Here is a 16,795-nt window from a genome sequence, read left to right as displayed (position 1 = left end):
AAGTACGTGGTTGCCTGCAGAATCTAAGTGAAAAGCAGGCAGATGTTTATTTCGCGACTTGCTTTTCCCTTATTTCATCCAGAGTCTTGCAGTCGATGCAGAGTGTGGCGGTGGGGCGGGCTTCAAGGCGCTTTAAACCGATTTCCACACCGCAGCTTTCGCAATAACCGTAATCTCCAGTATCTATTTTTGAGATCGTTTCATCTATCTTCTTGATCAGCTTGCGTTCACGGTCACGATTTCTTAATTCAAGCGCCATGTCCGACTCCTGGCTGGCGCGGTCGTTAGGATCAGCAAATATTGTGGCTTCGTCCTGCATAGTGTGAACCGTGCGATCGATATCCTGTCCCAATTCAAACTTGATGCCTTCCAGAATATTGCGGAAATGCATAAGCTGCTTGGAACTCATGTAGCTTTCTCCCTTCGAGGGTATGTAGGGAGTGGCTTGTTTATACATTTCTTGCGGCATAGTCAGTATTTCCTTTCCATTGCTGGGTGACGTGTAACAATGCAACTGCTATTTAAAAACAACCCATTATACAGATAACTCATCTCCGGTTCAGTTGATGCGTTCTGAGAGCAATACGGTTGGCAGAAACTTGTCAAGGTTTCGCCAGGAACGGAAATCCCACAGTTTAGCTTAAGAACCAGGCTCTCATCCTCCTGTTCATGACAAAACCGCAGCCTCTTCACGTTCAACTCCCTGTGGAACATATAGGGGGACACATGGGGCAGCACGAATTCTTGCAGAATTTTTAGTCCTTGAATACCCCCGCAAGAAATAAATACGTTATTTTGCTGCAAGCCTCTCCGGGAGAATTTCCTGTTCCCGATCGCTGCGGAATCAGCGGAATCGGCTCCCGTTCCTGTCAAACTGTGACATAATATTTTTTCCAGATTCAAGGAGAACTAACTGTGCAAGACAAAAAATCCAGGATTTCCGCGGTCATAGGGTCGGTCCTTGTTACCGGCCTTGGCGCCTCTCCCATTGTTTTCGCGGGCGACAGTGAGGCGGACAGCAAGGCAAGCAATCCTTTCGTCATGCAGTCGTTAAACGAGCGTTATGTAGTGGCTTACGCCGACAGGGTGGATCCCAGCAAATATGGGGCGGGCGCAAAAGCGACAGAGGGAAATTGCGGCATGTCGCTGGCGGACAAGAATAAAGATAATAAAGTGACCAAGGAAGAATTTATCAAGCATCACGAAGACATCTTCGACAAGATTGACGCAAATAAGGATGGAGCCGTCGACCCGGCGGAAGCGGACAGCTTTGCAAAAAGCAGGTCCGGTGGCGGAACAGCAGCATCTCATGGCCAGATGAAGAAATAACTGGACATGCAACAGTTCCCACGCCTCGCCCGCGTGGGGCTGGGCTTCCGGCGGGAGCTCATTCCTGCGCTGAAAAGTGGTGTCCCCGACGCCATCGATTTTTTCGAGATCGCTCCCGAGAACTGGATCGACCTTGGTGGAGGCGCGGCACGGGATCTGCGTTTTTTTACCGAGCGCTATCCTTTTGTCTGCCATGGCCTTTCCCTTTCAATCGGCGGTCCTGCTCCCCTGGATGAAGTGCTGTTGCAAAAGATTCGCCACTTCCTCGATCAGCACCGGGTACTTCTTTATACGGAACATCTTTCCTACTGCTCTGACGATGGTCACCTGTACGATCTGCTCCCGATCCCTTTTACGGAGGAAGCGGTAAAATATGTCGCTGAACGCGTTCGCCGTGCACAGGATATTCTCGAGCGGCGTATTGCATTGGAAAATGCATCGTTTTATGTCGCTTCGCCTATCACCGATATGAGTGAATTGGACTTTATCCAGGCTGTGTTGCTGGAGGCGGACTGTGATCTTCATCTCGATGTCAATAACGTTTACGTCAACAGCATTAACCACGACTACGATCCCGTGGACTTCATCCGTGCCCTGCCTTCCGGTCGCATCGTGTATATGCACATGGCCGGGCATCATAAGGAGGCGGAGAATCTGATCATCGACACTCACGGCGCCGATGTAATCGATCCGGTATGGTCGCTGCTGGATCAAACTTACGGCATGCACGGTGTTGCGCCGACTTTGCTCGAGCGTGACTTCAATATTCCTCCGCTCGACCAGTTGATGCAGGAAGTGCAACGCATCGCACTGATCCAGGCGCGGCATGCGCATTCAGGCGATGTCTGTTCAGCTTCCTGAATTTCAGCGCTTCCAGTACGCCTTTACTGCGCACCTTCGCAATCCCGGAGCAAAGCCTGTTCCATCTGGAATCGACGCGCGGCGAATGCGCATATACAGCAGACTGGTTTACGAGAATCTCGACGGCTTTCTTCTCAGATGCTTCCCGGTGACCCGAGATGTGCTGGGGTCGCGTCGATGGTCGAGGCTGGTGCGCGCCTTTCTCATTGCGCACCGTAGCCGTTCTCCCCTTTTTCATCAGATAGCCGGTGAGTTTATTGAATTTCTGGCGAATGAAGGCACCATCCCTCAAAACTACCCGGAGTTCCTCCTGGAGTTCGCGCACTACGAATGGATGGAACTGGCATTGTCCACATCGACGGGCATGCCTGATTGGAAGACGATCGATATCGCCGGTAATCTGCTTGAGGGAAGACCTCTTTTGAATCCCGTGCTTGCCAACCTTTGCTATCACTGGCCAGTCCATCACATCCGTCCACGCACTCGCATCGCCCAGGCAAAAACTTACCTGTTGCTGTTTCGTGACGCGGATGACGAGATTCAATTTTCAGAAATCAACGCCTTTACTGCGCGTCTGATAGATCTGCTTGCGCTGGAAGAGCACACGGGGCATGCCGCTCTTGAAATCATCACGACTGAAAGCAGGCATCCCTCACCCGAAGCCGTGATGCAGGGCGGGTTGAAAATCATGACTGATCTTCAGGCTCGCGGCGCATTGCTGGGTGTTGCCAGAAAGTAAGTGCTTTTCGTTCGACTCACGCGAGACAGGACAGAATGTCCGCCTGATTTTTACCCTATTTGTGTAAGCTGCCGTGAAAACAGATTCATCGGATCTTGGAAAACTCTCCCATCTTACGCTGAACAGTTACAACGAAAGAGCCGAAGCGTTCTGGGAGGGTACCAAAGACCACGATGTCAGACAAAATGTCGCTGCATTGCTGCGACACATCGAAAGTCCACCGCCCTTCAAGATACTGGATCTGGGCTGTGGCCCCGGACGTGACCTGAAGTCTTTTGCCGATCTCGGTCATGTGGCGATCGGGCTGGAAGGGGCAACGCGGTTTGTCCAAATGGCACGTGACTATAGTGGCTGTGAGATATGGCAGCAGGACTTCCTCCGGCTCGATCTGCCTGAAGAATACTTTGATGGCATATTCGCGAATGCCTCCCTGTTTCATGTTCCGAGTGGTGAACTGCCGCGAGTGCTGAAAGAACTGCGGTCAACGCTGAAACCGGGCGGCGTGCTGTTCAGCTCCAATCCCCGCGGGAATAGCGAGGAGGGCTGGAATCACGGGCGTTATTGCGTATATCACGATATTGACGGCTGGAGGCGCTATATGTCCGGCGCAGGTTTCGTCGAGCTTGCCCATTACTATCGCCCGGCAGGTCTTCCACGCGAGCAGCAACCCTGGCTGGCCAGCGTATGGCGCAAGGCTGCAACAGAATGCCAGTAAACCCATAAGGCTCATTTCCCCGTAAGCATCGCAATTGAAGAAAGACGTCGTCGTAATAGGTGCTGGCGCAGCCGGCATGATGTGCGCAATGGAAGCGGGAAAGCGTGGACGGAGTGTGCTGCTGCTGGATCATGCCACCAAGCTGGCGGAAAAAATCCGCATCTCGGGAGGCGGCCGGTGTAATTTCACGAATCGTTACACTGCCCCGGAAAATTTTCTGTCGCAGAATCCGCATTTTTGCCGATCCGCGCTGGCACGCTTCACTCCTTGCCACTTCATAGAACTGGTGGAAAAGCATCGCATCCGTTATCACGAAAAAAAGCTGGGACAGCTATTCTGCGATGAGGGTTCGCGGCAAATCATTGACATGCTGAGCAATGAATGCGAGGCCGCTGGAGTCATCTTTCAAATGTCCTGCGGGGTAAGCCGCATAGACCGGGGTTTCGGCGATACTGGATTCGTATTGGAAACCAGCTGTGGCAAGGTGATGACAGATGCGCTGGTAGTCGCGACCGGAGGTCTTTCCATTCCGCAAATCGGCGCCAGTCCTTTCGGCTATCGCATCGCAGAGCAGTTCGGCATAAACGTTACGCCGCTACGTCCCGCCCTGGTACCGCTGACCTTTGCGCCGGAACAGTTGTCCGTTTTTTCAGGGCTCTCGGGCATTGCACTCGACACAATAGTGAGCTGTAACGGCGCCCGTTTTCGAGAAAATCTGCTGATCACGCATCGGGGTCTGAGCGGTCCCGCAATCCTCCAGATTTCCTCATACTGGCGACCGGGAGATCCGATCCATATCAACCTGCTACCTGAGCTGGATGCACCTGGTTGGTTGCTCGATCGCAGGCACAGCGGCGCGCTGCTGTCCAATCTGTTGGCGCAGCATCTGCCTCGACGGTTTGCAGAAGCGTGGCTGAGCGCAATGAGGAGTACGCTTCCGGAAACGCCTGTAAACGAGTATGGCAACAAGAGCTTGAGGCAACTGGCCTCTCAATTGCATGCCTGGCAGGTTTTCCCGAACGGCACCGCAGGCTACAAAAAGGCGGAAGTAACACTGGGAGGCATCGATACTGCCGAGCTTTCTTCCAGAACGATGGAATCGAAAAAAGTATCCGGACTTTATTTCGTAGGGGAAGTCGTCGATGTCACGGGCCAACTGGGTGGTTTCAACTTCCAGTGGGCCTGGTCATCGGGTTATGCGACAGGGCAATCAGTGTAACCGCAGCTTCTATCGGAAGTGCGGTATCTGTATCGCAAAGAGATAATCTTTCTTTCTTACGGGGAGATAGATTGTCTGAAGAATGGGAAGCTTTCAGCGACTTCTTAAAGCACGTAGCGGGCCAGATCCTCGCTTTGCGCCAGGTCGCTGAGTCGTTTATCCACATAGGCGGCATCAATGACAACTGCGTCTCCATGGTGCTTCTCGGCATTGAACGAAACATCCTCCAGCAGTTTTTCCATGGCGGTATAAAGACGCCGTGCTCCAATATTCTCTGTTTTTTCGTTGACTGCAAAAGCGATCTCCGCCAGGCGCTTGACCGCATCAGGAGTAAATTCCAGCCTCACCCCTTCAGTTTCAAGCAGCGCCTCATATTGACGTGTCAAGCAGGCATCCGTATTGGTGAGGATTTGTACAAAATCGTCGGCGCTGAGGCTGGTGAGCTCAACCCGAATTGGAAACCGGCCCTGCATCTCGGGAATCAGATCGGAAGGCTTGGCGAGGTGAAATGCCCCGCTGGCGATAAACAGAATATGATCGGTCTTGATCATGCCATATTTGGTGGAAATCGTGGTCCCCTCCACCAGAGGCAGCAGGTCCCGCTGAACCCCCTGGCGCGACACATCCGCTCCCGAAGTCTCGGAACGGCTCGTGATCTTGTCGATTTCATCCAGAAACACGATGCCGTTCTGCTCGACATTCTGTACTGCGCGCAGCTTCAATTCCTCATCATTAACCAGCTTCGAGGCTTCCTCATCGACAAGGAGCTTCATCGCTTCGCGGATTTTCAGCTTTCGCGTCCTTTTTCTTTCCGCACCCAGATTCTGGAACATGCCTTGAATCTGCGTCGTCAGCTCTTCCATTCCGGGGGGAGCAAAGATTTCCATGTGGGTATGCGGGGTTGCCAGCTCGATTTCGATCTCCTTATCGTTGAGCTCTCCCTCGCGCAGCTTCTTTCGAAATTTCTGGCGGGTAGCACTTTCCGCCTCGATGGATTCCGTCTGCAGGCCCGTTTCTCTGGCAACGGGCAATAGCACATCGAGTATGCGTTCCTCAGCATGGTCTTCCGCGCGTGCGTGCATCTTTTGCGTTTCACGCTCCCGCGACTGCTTGACCGCGGCTTCCACGAGATCACGGATGATCGAATCCACGTCACGTCCAACATACCCTACCTCGGTAAATTTGGTCGCCTCGACCTTGATGAACGGCGCATCCGCAAGTTTCGCGAGCCGACGCGCTATTTCCGTCTTGCCAACACCCGTCGGACCGATCATTAAAATATTCTTGGGCGTAATCTCCTGGCGCAGCGGATCCTGCACCTGCTGCCTGCGCCAGCGATTCCTGAGCGCGATGGCAACCGAATGCTTGGCGGCATCCTGACCTATGATGTGCTTGTCAAGCTCGTGAACGATTTCCCGGGGAGTCAGTTGAGACATGGTCAGGTCAGTGATAAAGGCAAAAGGTGAGAGAAATCAAAGCAACAGTACGAACAATACAAAGCATAAGTTATACCCGAATAGAGGCGCAGGCCTGTCTTGTCCGGATTCATTTTCTCCGGCTGCTACTCCAGAACCTCGATTACGTGGTTCTGATTGGTGTAGATACACAGATCCCCGGCTATGGTAAGTGCCTTCTTGACGATTTCCGGCGGTGTAAGATCAGTGTTTTCCAGAAGCGCGCGTGCCGCTGAATGCGCATAGGAACCACCGCTGCCGATTGCTGCCAGGCCGAACTCGGGTTCTATTACATCTCCCGCCCCGGTAATAATGAGGGTAGCGCCCGGATCGGCGACGACGAGCATGGCCTCGAGTCTGCGCAGAATCCGGTCAGTGCGCCAGTCTTTTGCCAGTTCCACCGCCGAGCGCATGAGGTGTCCCTGATGTTTTTCCAGCTTGCCTTCAAAACGTTCGAACAAAGTAAAGGCATCCGCCGTCCCTCCGGCAAATCCGGCCAGGAGCCTGTCATGGTACAGCCGCCGCACCTTGCGCGCGCTGGCTTTTGCTATCACCGCTCCCAGCGTCACCTGGCCGTCACCGCCCAGCGCGACGTAGTTCCCGCGCCGGGCGGAAAGTATGGTTGTGCCGTGGTATTCTGCCATGTCTAGCCCGGTAATTGGAGAGCGAAGATTATAACGCCGATTCACGAGAAGAATGCAAACAGTGTTTGCGCCAATCCGTAGTCCGGCTCATCCCTGCGGTTCAAGTCTCATTCTTCTTTCGTGCGCGCGGGTGTGTTGCATCATAGACCTTCGATAGATGCTGGAAGTCGAGATGGGTATATATCTGCGTGGTGCTGATGCTGGCATGCCCCAGCATCTCCTGCACCGCTCTCAGGTCGCCGCTGGATTGCAGCACATGTGATGCAAACGAATGCCGCAGCACGTGCGGGTGGATGCGCCCGCTGATTCCTTGCTTTACTGCCTGAATTTTCAGGCGCTGATCAATCGACCGGCGGCTGATGTTCCTCCCGTGCCGGGACAGGAATAGCGCCGTTTCCCCCGGCCTGGCGAGCGCATTGCGTTGTTTTATCCATTCTCCCACTACTTGCACGGCTTTGCTTCCTACTGGCACATCGCGGGTTTTATTCCCTTTGCCGGTAACGCGCACAATCCCGTCTCCCAGACTTAAATCCTCGGGCTTCAGGTTCACGAGCTCCGCCAGCCGCAATCCCGAAGAATAGCAGAGCTCGAACATGGCTTTATCGCGTAAGGTAATCAGATCGGGGGTATCGAACTCCAGCAGCTTCAAGGCCTCATCAGGCGACAGGGTGCGAGGCAGGACCTTGGGTGACTTCGGCGCCCGCACCCCGGCGCAGGGATTACATGCATAACCATGATGCCGGGCCAGGTAATTATAGAATCCACGCCATGCAGACAGCATTCTCGCCAGGCTCCTGCCGGAAAATCCGTTTGCATGCAACTGAGCTAGAAAACGCCGGATATGGTGGATTTGCAAATGTTCCAGTGCGATTCCCCGCGAGAGATTCACCAGTATATCGAGATCGTGGGCATAACTTTCGCAGGTGAGGGGCGACAGTCGCCGCGTCCCGGCGAGATAAGCGAGATAGGCGGAGGCAAGTTCGGTCTGTCCCTTTACGGACATCTTGCCGGAACCATTCGGACCGATTAACGATTCCGGGTGTCGCCTCTTTCCCATTTCTCAGGCGGTGCGAAAACGTCTCAATGACGCGCTGACAAGTTCACCGAGTCGCGCGAGGTAAACTGTTCCCATTTCCGGATAGAACCGTTGCGGTTCTTCACTGCCCATTACCAGTAATCCGATGGTTTGATCCCCATGCAATGCAGTCATCGCAAATGAACGCAAATGCTCGGCCTGTTCGCCGAACCAGCTTCTGATCTCATCCGGAGCATGGGGGCCGCAATAAGGGTGCAGCAGATTTTCCGCCATCGCATGGATCTCGCTGCTGACGGGTACAAATTCCGGTGGCAGGGGTTCGTCAACACCGATATTCCAGATACGAAGCGCGCTGTGAGGCACCGAGAAGTTTTCACGCAGCGCAAAAGCGAGCCCATCCAGAAGATCGGGCAAACGTCTGAAGGTGAGGAGTGAGACTGCCAATTGGTGCATTTTTTCCGCGATAGCGTCATTCTCCTTGCCGAACAGGATCAATTCCTCCAGCTTATCCCGCAAAATCTGGTTTTTACCCCGCAATGCCAGGATTTGACGCTCGCTCAAGGAAATCGCCCTCCCGTCATGGGGATTAGGCACCTGGATGTCTGCCAGCATGCTGGCATATGCTTCAAAGAACTCCGGATGCGCACGCAGATACTCTGCTATCTCTTCGAAACTTGATTTCATGTCTTTTCTGTTTTTTAAAACTGCAACTCGATTTCTCCATCAAAAACGGTGATGGCAGGACCGGTCATCCAGACGGGTTGATTTTCCCCTTCCCATCGTATGAACAGATTTCCAGTGGAAAAACTCACCCCGACGGGCGATTCAAGGAGTCCTCGTTGAATTCCCGCAACCGCCGCCGCACAGGCACCCGTGCCGCAAGCCAGGGTTTCACCCGCACCCCGCTCGTAGACTCTCAGCCGGATATGATGAGGATCGATAACTTGCATATATCCGGCATTTACTCGCTGAGGAAAACGTGAATGCTTTTCGATAAATGGACCCTCCGTCAAGACCGGCGCGTCATCCAGGTCCGATACTACCTGGACGGCGTGAGGATTGCCCATCGACACAACGCTGATTTCCACCTCCTTGTCATCCAGGCGGAGTGGGTAAGTGGGCGCTCGCTGATCGGCGATAAAAGGAATCTCACCGGGATCGAATTTCGGCACACCCATGTTGACCGTTACTTCCCCGTTCGCTTCAAGCTTTGGAATAACCACCCCGCTTAGCGTTTCAATCCGTACTTCCTTCTTGCCTGTCATACCATGATCATGCACGTAGCGAACGAAGCAGCGCGCCCCATTGCCGCATTGTTCCACTTCTCCCCCGTCGGCATTAAAAATGCGGTAGCGGAAATCAGCATCGCCTTCTGCCTTTTCGACCAGCAGAATCTGGTCGCAGCCTATTCCCAGATGGCGGTCAGCAAGTCGCCGCAATTGTTCCGGTGAGAGCGAAATCTGCTGATTCATCGCGTCAATGACAACGAAATCGTTGCCGAGGCCATGCATTTTGGTGAACTTGAGTTTCATTCATCAAGAGTTGCAAGAACAGGAATTACAGCACGAGGTATGGAAACATCGGCGTGCCAGGCCGTATTGTATTATCCATCTTCTTAATAAGCGCGTAATTTGGTATTCTACAGACCTTTTACGATTAAGCGGCTGGACAAAATGAGCGAATATCTTTTTACCTCCGAATCCGTGTCTGAAGGTCATCCCGATAAGGTGGCCGATCAAATTTCCGATTCCATCCTCGATGCCATCTTGGCTCAGGATCCCAATGCGCGGGTAGCCTGCGAAACGTTATGCAGTACCGGTCTGATCGTCATGTCGGGCGAAATCACTACACAGGCCAATGTAGACTACATGCAAGTCGCGCGCGCAGCAGTCAAGCGTATCGGTTACAACAGTTCCGATATCGGCTTTGACTACAATACCTGCGCGGTGCTGACTGCTTTCAACAAACAATCCCCCGATATCGCGCGCGGAGTCAACCGCACCAAGGAAGAGGAAATGGACCAGGGGGCGGGTGACCAGGGTCTCATGTTCGGCTACGCCTGCGACGAGACGCCGCAATTGATGCCCATGCCGATCTACTATGCCCACCGGCTGATGGAGCGCCAGGCGGAACTGCGAAAAGATGGACGCCTCCCGTGGCTGCGTCCGGATGCAAAGTCACAGGTTTCAGTTCGTTACCTGAATGGCACGCCGCAGCGAATCGAGACCGTTGTCATTTCAACGCAGCATCACCCGGATATCAGTCACACGGATTTGAGTGAAGCCATTATTGAGGAAGTCATCAAGCCCGTGCTTCCGAAAAAAATGCTGAATGGCGAAACCCGCTACCTCATCAACCCGACAGGACGTTTCGTGGTGGGCGGACCGATGGGAGATTGCGGACTGACCGGTCGGAAGATTATCGTGGACAGCTATGGGGGGACCGCGCACCATGGCGGTGGCGCCTTCTCCGGCAAGGATCCGTCCAAAGTGGACCGTTCTGCTGCTTATGCCGGACGATATGTGGCAAAGAATCTTGTCGCAGCCGGCATCGCCAGCAGATGCGAAGTACAGATGGCTTATGCGATCGGAGTTGCGCGCCCCGTTTCGCTGATGGTCGACACTTATGGAACCGGAAAAATTCCCGACGATAAAATCGTCAAACTGATCGAGCGGCACTTCGATCTGCGCCCGCGTGGCATCATCCACAGCCTCGATCTGCTGCGTCCCATCTACGAGAAGACTGCTGCCTATGGCCATTTTGGCCGGGATGAACCGGAATTCAGCTGGGAATCCACGGATAAGGCTGCACAATTGCGCGAGGAAGCGGGAATTGAACCCGCGGAAACCGAACCGGTCAGTCTTCAGGCTTAAGATCACATCACCACCCTTCCAGACCGAGGAGCGCTGCAACGGGCATTGTCCCGCGAGGCTCGGCAAGGAAGGATTGCTACAACGGCGCTCGTTCATTTTCAGGAGAAAATCTTATGAACGCTGTGCTCAGTCCTGCTTCCGCATCCGCGGGCTTCACCGACTATAAAGTTGCCGATATGTCCCTGGCGGAATGGGGGCGCAAGGAAATCGCCATTGCCGAGACGGAGATGCCGGGTCTGATGGCGCTACGGGAAGAGCATGCCGGTGCCAAGCCTCTTGCAGGGGCACGCATTGCCGGTTCCCTGCATATGACCATTCAGACTGCGGTATTGATCGAAACGCTTACCAAGCTAGGCGCTCAAGTACGATGGGCTTCGTGCAACATTTTCTCGACTCAGGACCATGCCGCCGCCGCCATTGCAGCGGAAGGCATTCCCGTATTTGCCCATAAGGGCGAATCTCTGGAGGAGTATTGGGAATATACCCACCGTATTTTTGAATGGCAAGGGGATACCTCAGAGGGTAATGGCAGTCCCAATATGATTCTGGATGATGGCGGCGACGCCACCTTGCTCATTCTCCTTGGCAGCAGGGCGGAAGAAGATCCGTCTGTCATCGCCAGTCCTGCCAACGAAGAAGAGCAGGCCTTGTTTGCCGCCATTCGCAAGCGCCTGAGCGTCAGCCCGAACTGGTACTCCACCCGGCGCGCCAATATCAGAGGGGTGACGGAGGAAACCACTACCGGCGTCCATCGTCTGTATGAAATGCAAAAGAAAGGCGAGTTGCCGTTTCCGGCATTCAACGTGAATGATTCCGTCACCAAATCCAAATTCGACAATCTGTACGGTTGCCGCGAGTCTCTGGTTGACGGGATCAAGCGGGCGACCGATGTCATGATTGCCGGAAAGATCGCCATAGTGTGTGGTTACGGTGATGTCGGCAAAGGTTGTGCTCAGTCCCTGCGCGGTCTTGGAGCCACCGTGTGGATAACGGAAATTGATCCCATTTGCGCACTGCAAGCGGCAATGGAAGGCTATCGCGTCGTCACCCTGGATGAAGCCTGCGATCAGGCGGACATTTTCGTGACTGCCACCGGCAATCTGCGAGTTATCACCCATGATCATATGGTGCGAATGAAAGACCAGGCAATCATATGTAATATTGGCCATTTCGATTCTGAAATCGATATTGCCTCGGTTCAGAAGTACCCATGGGAGAATATCAAGCCGCAGGTCGATCACGTCATTTTTCCTACTGGCCGCCGCATCATTGTGCTGGCAAAGGGACGGCTGGTGAATCTTGGCTGTGCAACAGGACACCCTTCTTTTGTCATGTCGACTTCATTCACCAATCAAGTTCTGGCACAAATGGAGCTTTGGCAGAATGGCGCCAGCTACCAGAAAAACGTCTACGTGTTACCCAAGCATCTGGATGAAAAAGTAGCGCGATTACATCTCAAAAAGCTGGGCGTCAAACTCACGAGACTGACGGAGGAACAGGCGAGCTACCTGAATATGGACATTGACGGACCGTACAAGCCGGCAATGTACCGTTATTGATTTTTTTCAGGTTTGGATTTTAGCGCGGTGAAGGAAAAAGGTGGTTAGACCACCGCCTTTTTACCCTTCCCGCACTTTTCCGCTTCGCCATGGAATCACAGAAAAAATTTGTTCCCACATTCAGCTTCGAATTTTTTCCGCCGCAGACCGCGGAAGGAATAGAGAAACTGCGCGCTACGCGCAGGCAACTTGCGCAACTCAAACCGAAATTCTTCTCGGTAACCTTCGGTGCGGGAGGATCGACACGCGATCGTACCCTGGAAACCGTGCTCGAAATTCAGGCAGAAGGCCTGGTCGCGGCACCCCATCTTTCCTGTATTGGTGCAACCCGGGAAAATATCCGCGCCATGCTGGAGCAATACCGCAGCAGCGGTATTCGCCATCTGATTGCGCTTCGGGGTGATCTGCCTTCGGGAATGGCGCAAGGAGGAGAATTTCGCTATGCCAACGAACTGGTAGCCTTTATTCGCCGCGAGTACGGTAACGCCTTTCATATCGATGTAGCATCCTACCCGGAGTACCATCCGCAAGCCAGAAATGCTCAGGAAGACTTGAAGAACTTCAAGCGCAAGATCGAGGCCGGCGCAGACTCGGCCATTACCCAGTATTTCTACAATGCGGACGCCTATTTTGACTTTGTCGATTCGTGCGAGGCGATGGGCATCAATATTCCGGTGGTTCCCGGCATCATGCCGATCAATAGATTTTCCCAGCTTGCCAGATTCTCGGATACCTGTGGGGCGGAAATACCACGGTGGATCAGAAAGCGGCTGGAAGGTTATGGAGATGATTCTGCTTCCATACGCGCCTTCGGCCTGGATGTCGTTACCGATCTGTGCGATCGACTACTGAATGCTGGTGCGCCCGGATTGCATTTCTACACGTTGAACTCAGCAGGACTAACGACAACGGTTTGGCAACGACTGGGGCTGTAGTTCACCCCATTTTCAGATCGAATGATCACGAGAAGCTATGAGCGAGCAACGAAGGTAGTGCGGAGAGCACGGTGATGGTGTGAGCGAAGACGGTGACTAGGTGGGGGACTGATCTGGAAATGGAGTAAATTGTAGTAGCATTGATGGAAATCTGGCGCGGTCCCATCCTCAATCCGGGATGGGGCCGCACTTCCTCCACCTATCCTGCAATCACGCTGCCTTGGCGGTCTTTTTACTTTCCACTGACAACGGATGAGCGGCATAAGCCTGATGTGCTGCTGCTTCCGCTGCTCCGTGTTCGATTTTCATACCCATATCGGACAATACCGCTTCCAAAGCACCCAGGCACAGCATGACGTTTTCCATCCGGCTTGAATAGCCCATGAGGCCGAAACGCCAGATCTTGCCTGCAAAATCCCCGAGGCCCGCGCCGATTTCGAGACTGTAGTCAACGAGCAATCTGCGGCGCACCTCTTTCTCATCGATTCCGGAGGGCACGTGGACCGAATTAAGCTGCGGCAGACGAGAGTTTTCCTCCACGAGATATTCCATCCCGAGTGTTTCAAACCCTGCCTTGAGTGCTTCATGGTTACGCTGGTGACGGGCCCAGGAATGCTCCAGCCCTTCCTCATACAACATCAGCAGTGATTCGTGCAAGGCATAGAGCGCATTGGTAGGGGCGGTATGGTGGTAAGTGCGCGTGCTTCCCCAGTAGCCGAACAGGAGGTTCAGGTCCATGAACCAGCTTTGCACCTTGGTTTTGCGGCTTTTGACGAGATCAACCACCCGTTCCGAGAAGCTGATGGGCGACAGGCCGGGGGGGCATGACAGACATTTCTGGCTGCCGGAGTAGATGGCATCAATCTTCCACTCGTCCACCTTTACCGGAGAGCCGCCAAGGGAGGTGACCGTGTCGACGATAGTGAGGCAATTATGACGATGGGCGATTTCGCAAAGTGTTCTGGCATCCGACAGAGCCCCGGTGGAGGTCTCCGCGTGAACGAAAGCGACAATCTTTGCGTCCGGATTCTGCTTCAAGGCATCTTCCACCTTCTGTGGATCAACCGGGGCACCCCACTTGTCTTCCACCACCACAGCGGTGCCTCCGCAACGCTGAACGTTCTCGATCATGCGTCCCCCAAACACCCCATTGCGGCATACGATCACCTTGTCGCCAGGGCTCACCATATTGACGAAGCACATTTCCATGCCGACCGAGCCCGGGCCTGAAACCGGGAAGGTCAGGAGATTGGAAGTCTGAAAGGCATATCGCAGCAAGCTTTTCAACTCTTCCATCATGTCCGTGAATACCGGGTCAAGATGGCCCAGCGTGGGACGGGCCATTGCCGCGAGAACCCGGGGATGTGTGTCGGAAGGTCCCGGACCCATCAGGATGCGTTGCGGTGGATAGAAGGTGCCAATGTTTTTAGTTGGGCCAAAATGTCTTGTCATGGTTGTTCCTGAGTTTGATGATGATCCATGGATTATGCATGGGAAGAATTCGATTTTATCAAGGGAGCAGGGGTTTGGCTATCCCGCGAATTCCCTTCTGCAGAAGCGTCCCCTAAACTGCCAGAGTATCCTCTATAAAGGGAGACAGCGGTAGACAAGGACGGGTGGATATCTATTTCCGGCCAGTAGAATCGAACCTGAGGGGTTCTATTTTTTTTTGGACTCGTTGGCAGCCAGTTCACGCAATTCCCTGAGACGTGCTTCCACGCTCGACATCTGGTAGAAGTCGCCATCATCTGTTTTAAGCGCGATCTGCAACTGCTCGATTGCTGCAGGGTAATTACCCTGGCGTGAATAAACTTCCGCCAGCGCTTGATGTTGCAGCAGGATGTTTCCCAGCGTTTCATGGCTTTGCGCCTGCAATCTATAGAGGCGCACGTCATTCGGGTCGAACTGTAATTGCCGGTTGATGAAGTCGAGCGCATCCTGCGCACTGACTTTGCTCAGCAGCGCCTCGGCGTAATCGTAGGTTAATGCGCGATGCTGCGGGAATATCGATAGTGCGGCTTGATAGATATCCAGCGCTTCGGCAGTCTGCCCGGCTGCGAGTTTGACACGGGCCGCTAGGGTTTCTATCATGGGACTGGAGGGGGTCATTCTGCGTTGAATCCGAATGGAAGTCCCGAGTTGATGATCCTGGAGGGTCTCCACCGTGCCCTCGGGCTGTAAGCTGTCATACAGACGCACCAGTTCCTTGTCCGCGCGCTCGTACTCCCTGCTCCGCAGCAGGGCTGTTACGAGTCCGTACCGTTCTACCGTCTCATTGGTGTATCGTTTTTCACGCAGAATCGATTCGAAATACTTCACTGCGTCGGCGGGTTTTTCTATGGAGGCTCGCAACTTGGCCCTCACCAATTGGAAATCCAGGCTGTCCGGTACCTGCCGATAGGGCAAACCATGCGTGCGGCCTTCGATATCAGCGATGCGTTCGAATGTAACGGGATGAGTGCGCAGATATGAAGGAGCGCCGTTTTCAAGAAAACGGGTTGCCCTCTGCATGCGCTCGAAAAAATCGGCCATACCTCGTGGATCAAGTCCTGCCCCGGTCAATATATTCAGGCCGATTCTGTCCGCCTCTTTTTCATGCTCCCGGGTGAAGTTCAATTGTTTCTGAATCTGGCCTGCCTGCGAGGCCACGAGAATAGCCTGACCCGCCTGGGGGTTGGCGCGAGAAGCCAGGATAGCTAGCGCCATCGAGGCGAGAGAAGTCAGCATGCTGTACTTTTGCCCGGCGATCATGCGTGCCAGGTGCTTTTGCGTGACATGCGCGATTTCGTGTGCCATCACTCCTGCCAGCTCGGACTCCGACTGCGCTGCGAGAATCAGGCCGCTATTGAATCCCATGAAACCTCCCGGTAATGCAAATGCATTGAGAGCCGGATCCTGGAGGGCAAAAAACTCGAACTCCTGCTCGGGACGCGCCTCACGGGAGCCTGAAATCAGACGACTACCGAGATGGGTGAGGTAGCCGTCAATTTCCGCGTCGTTGAGGTAGCTGGGGTCCGAACGGATCTCGGACATTATTTTCAGCCCGAGCTCCCGTTCTTCTCTTGGAGATACGGATACTTGAGATACATCGCCAAGGTCAGGCAGACCTTCGGCATGGACATTCACCGTGAATAGTGCCGGCAAAAAAAACATTATGTGGCGCAATTTCATGGTCGGTAAGATACCGCTTCCCACGTGAAGTTCCACGTGACACGGGCGAGGGCGAAGTATACCGGGACGCAATGGAAGGAGCAGGAGCGGGCGGGAGCAGGAATCAGGGAGAGTGCAAGGGCAGATTCAATTCTCTGCATGAATGGAACTGGCTTATGCTGGTTTCAGTTATGTGACCGCCGATTTCTCTCTTGCTGAGTATAGAATACAGTCGTTTGCCATCCCGGTTCGCTGCACCAGCGGGCCACTCTCGATCTTCA

General features: G+C 53.8%; 16 protein-coding genes and 1 riboswitch. Of the genes, 8 read left to right on the top strand and 8 right to left on the bottom strand.

Going from position 1 to position 16,795, the window contains the following annotated elements; all coding sequences use genetic code 11:
* Positions 1–46 precede the first annotated feature (46 nt).
* Positions 47–469, bottom strand: a complete 423-nt coding sequence (gene dksA, locus C8R21_RS02885) for an RNA polymerase-binding protein DksA (protein WP_074975841.1) — start codon at positions 467–469, stop codon at positions 47–49.
* A 446-nt stretch (positions 470–915) separates the two neighbouring features.
* Here dksA and C8R21_RS02875 point away from each other — a divergent pair, with 446 nt between their 5' ends.
* The 5 genes from C8R21_RS02875 (at position 916) to C8R21_RS02855 (ending at position 4,863) form a co-directional block, all read left to right on the top strand.
* Positions 916–1,329, top strand: a complete 414-nt coding sequence (locus C8R21_RS02875) for a hypothetical protein (protein ID WP_107761352.1) — start codon at positions 916–918, stop codon at positions 1,327–1,329.
* Positions 1,330–1,335: 6 nt separating this feature from the next.
* Positions 1,336–2,190 carry an HvfB family MNIO-type RiPP peptide maturase gene (locus C8R21_RS02870; RefSeq protein ID WP_107761351.1) on the top strand — a complete coding sequence of 285 codons (855 nt, stop codon included), beginning with the start codon at positions 1,336–1,338 and terminating at the stop codon, positions 2,188–2,190.
* Positions 2,171–2,929 (top strand): HvfC family RiPP maturation protein, encoded by a 759-nt coding sequence (locus tag C8R21_RS02865; RefSeq protein ID WP_107761403.1) that lies wholly within the window; start codon positions 2,171–2,173, stop codon positions 2,927–2,929. Before C8R21_RS02870 ends, C8R21_RS02865 begins: the two co-directional genes overlap by 20 nt.
* Positions 2,930–3,002: 73 nt before the next feature.
* Positions 3,003–3,644 (top strand): class I SAM-dependent methyltransferase, encoded by a 642-nt coding sequence (locus C8R21_RS02860; protein WP_107761350.1) that lies wholly within the window; start codon positions 3,003–3,005, stop codon positions 3,642–3,644.
* Positions 3,645–3,678: 34 nt separating this feature from the next.
* Complete coding sequence (locus C8R21_RS02855; RefSeq protein ID WP_107761349.1) at positions 3,679–4,863, top strand: BaiN/RdsA family NAD(P)/FAD-dependent oxidoreductase; 1,185 nt, start codon at positions 3,679–3,681, stop codon at positions 4,861–4,863.
* Between the two features lie 104 nt (positions 4,864–4,967).
* On the opposite strand, the gene hslU is transcribed toward C8R21_RS02855, so the two are convergent.
* The 5 genes from hslU to dapF all read right to left on the bottom strand — a co-directional run bounded on the left by hslU (position 4,968) and on the right by dapF (position 9,529).
* Positions 4,968–6,299 carry an ATP-dependent protease ATPase subunit HslU gene (gene hslU, locus C8R21_RS02850; RefSeq protein WP_107761348.1) on the bottom strand — a complete coding sequence of 444 codons (1,332 nt, stop codon included), beginning with the start codon at positions 6,297–6,299 and terminating at the stop codon, positions 4,968–4,970.
* 125 nt (positions 6,300–6,424) lie between these two features.
* A complete protein-coding gene (gene hslV / locus C8R21_RS02845) occupies positions 6,425–6,961 on the bottom strand; it encodes an ATP-dependent protease subunit HslV (RefSeq protein ID WP_107761347.1) in 537 nt (178 codons plus the stop codon).
* A 100-nt stretch (positions 6,962–7,061) separates the two neighbouring features.
* Positions 7,062–7,964: a tyrosine recombinase XerC gene (gene xerC, locus C8R21_RS02840; protein ID WP_258192215.1), complete on the bottom strand. Its 903-nt coding sequence runs from the start codon at positions 7,962–7,964 to the stop codon at positions 7,062–7,064.
* 57 nt (positions 7,965–8,021) lie between these two features.
* A complete protein-coding gene (locus tag C8R21_RS02835) occupies positions 8,022–8,681 on the bottom strand; it encodes a DUF484 family protein (protein ID WP_107761345.1) in 660 nt (219 codons plus the stop codon).
* A 14-nt stretch (positions 8,682–8,695) separates the two neighbouring features.
* The gene (dapF, locus tag C8R21_RS02830; RefSeq protein ID WP_107761344.1) at positions 8,696–9,529 is read right to left on the bottom strand and encodes a diaminopimelate epimerase; all 834 of its coding nucleotides are present in this window, start codon (positions 9,527–9,529) and stop codon (positions 8,696–8,698) included.
* Positions 9,530–9,670: 141 nt separating this feature from the next.
* Here dapF and metK point away from each other — a divergent pair, with 141 nt between their 5' ends.
* The 3 genes from metK (at position 9,671) to metF (ending at position 13,364) form a co-directional block, all read left to right on the top strand.
* A complete protein-coding gene (gene metK, locus C8R21_RS02825) occupies positions 9,671–10,870 on the top strand; it encodes a methionine adenosyltransferase (RefSeq protein WP_107761343.1) in 1,200 nt (399 codons plus the stop codon).
* Positions 10,871–10,889: 19 nt separating this feature from the next.
* Positions 10,890–10,967: riboswitch (S-adenosyl-L-homocysteine riboswitch) on the top strand.
* Positions 10,968–10,983: 16 nt separating this feature from the next.
* Complete coding sequence (ahcY, locus tag C8R21_RS02820; RefSeq protein ID WP_107761342.1) at positions 10,984–12,429, top strand: adenosylhomocysteinase; 1,446 nt, start codon at positions 10,984–10,986, stop codon at positions 12,427–12,429.
* Between the two features lie 89 nt (positions 12,430–12,518).
* Positions 12,519–13,364, top strand: a complete 846-nt coding sequence (gene metF, locus C8R21_RS02815) for a methylenetetrahydrofolate reductase [NAD(P)H] (protein ID WP_074975829.1) — start codon at positions 12,519–12,521, stop codon at positions 13,362–13,364.
* A gap of 210 nt (positions 13,365–13,574) precedes the next feature.
* Here metF and C8R21_RS02810 read toward each other — a convergent pair whose 3' ends face one another.
* Both C8R21_RS02810 and C8R21_RS02805 read right to left on the bottom strand, forming a co-directional pair.
* On the bottom strand, positions 13,575–14,816 hold the full coding sequence (locus C8R21_RS02810; protein WP_107761341.1) for a pyridoxal-phosphate-dependent aminotransferase family protein: 1,242 nt from the start codon (positions 14,814–14,816) through the stop codon (positions 13,575–13,577).
* A 207-nt stretch (positions 14,817–15,023) separates the two neighbouring features.
* Positions 15,024–16,517, bottom strand: coding sequence for a M48 family metalloprotease (locus C8R21_RS02805; RefSeq protein WP_375135991.1), 1,494 nt, complete (start codon positions 16,515–16,517; stop codon positions 15,024–15,026).
* Positions 16,518–16,795: the final 278 nt, after the last annotated feature.

The organism is Nitrosospira multiformis (genome assembly GCF_003050865.1).
GTDB classification, from domain to species: Bacteria; Pseudomonadota; Gammaproteobacteria; order Burkholderiales; family Nitrosomonadaceae; genus Nitrosospira; species Nitrosospira multiformis_E.
The sequence above is the reverse complement of the archived record's forward strand: the minus strand, read 5'-3'. Positions and strand labels throughout refer to the sequence as shown.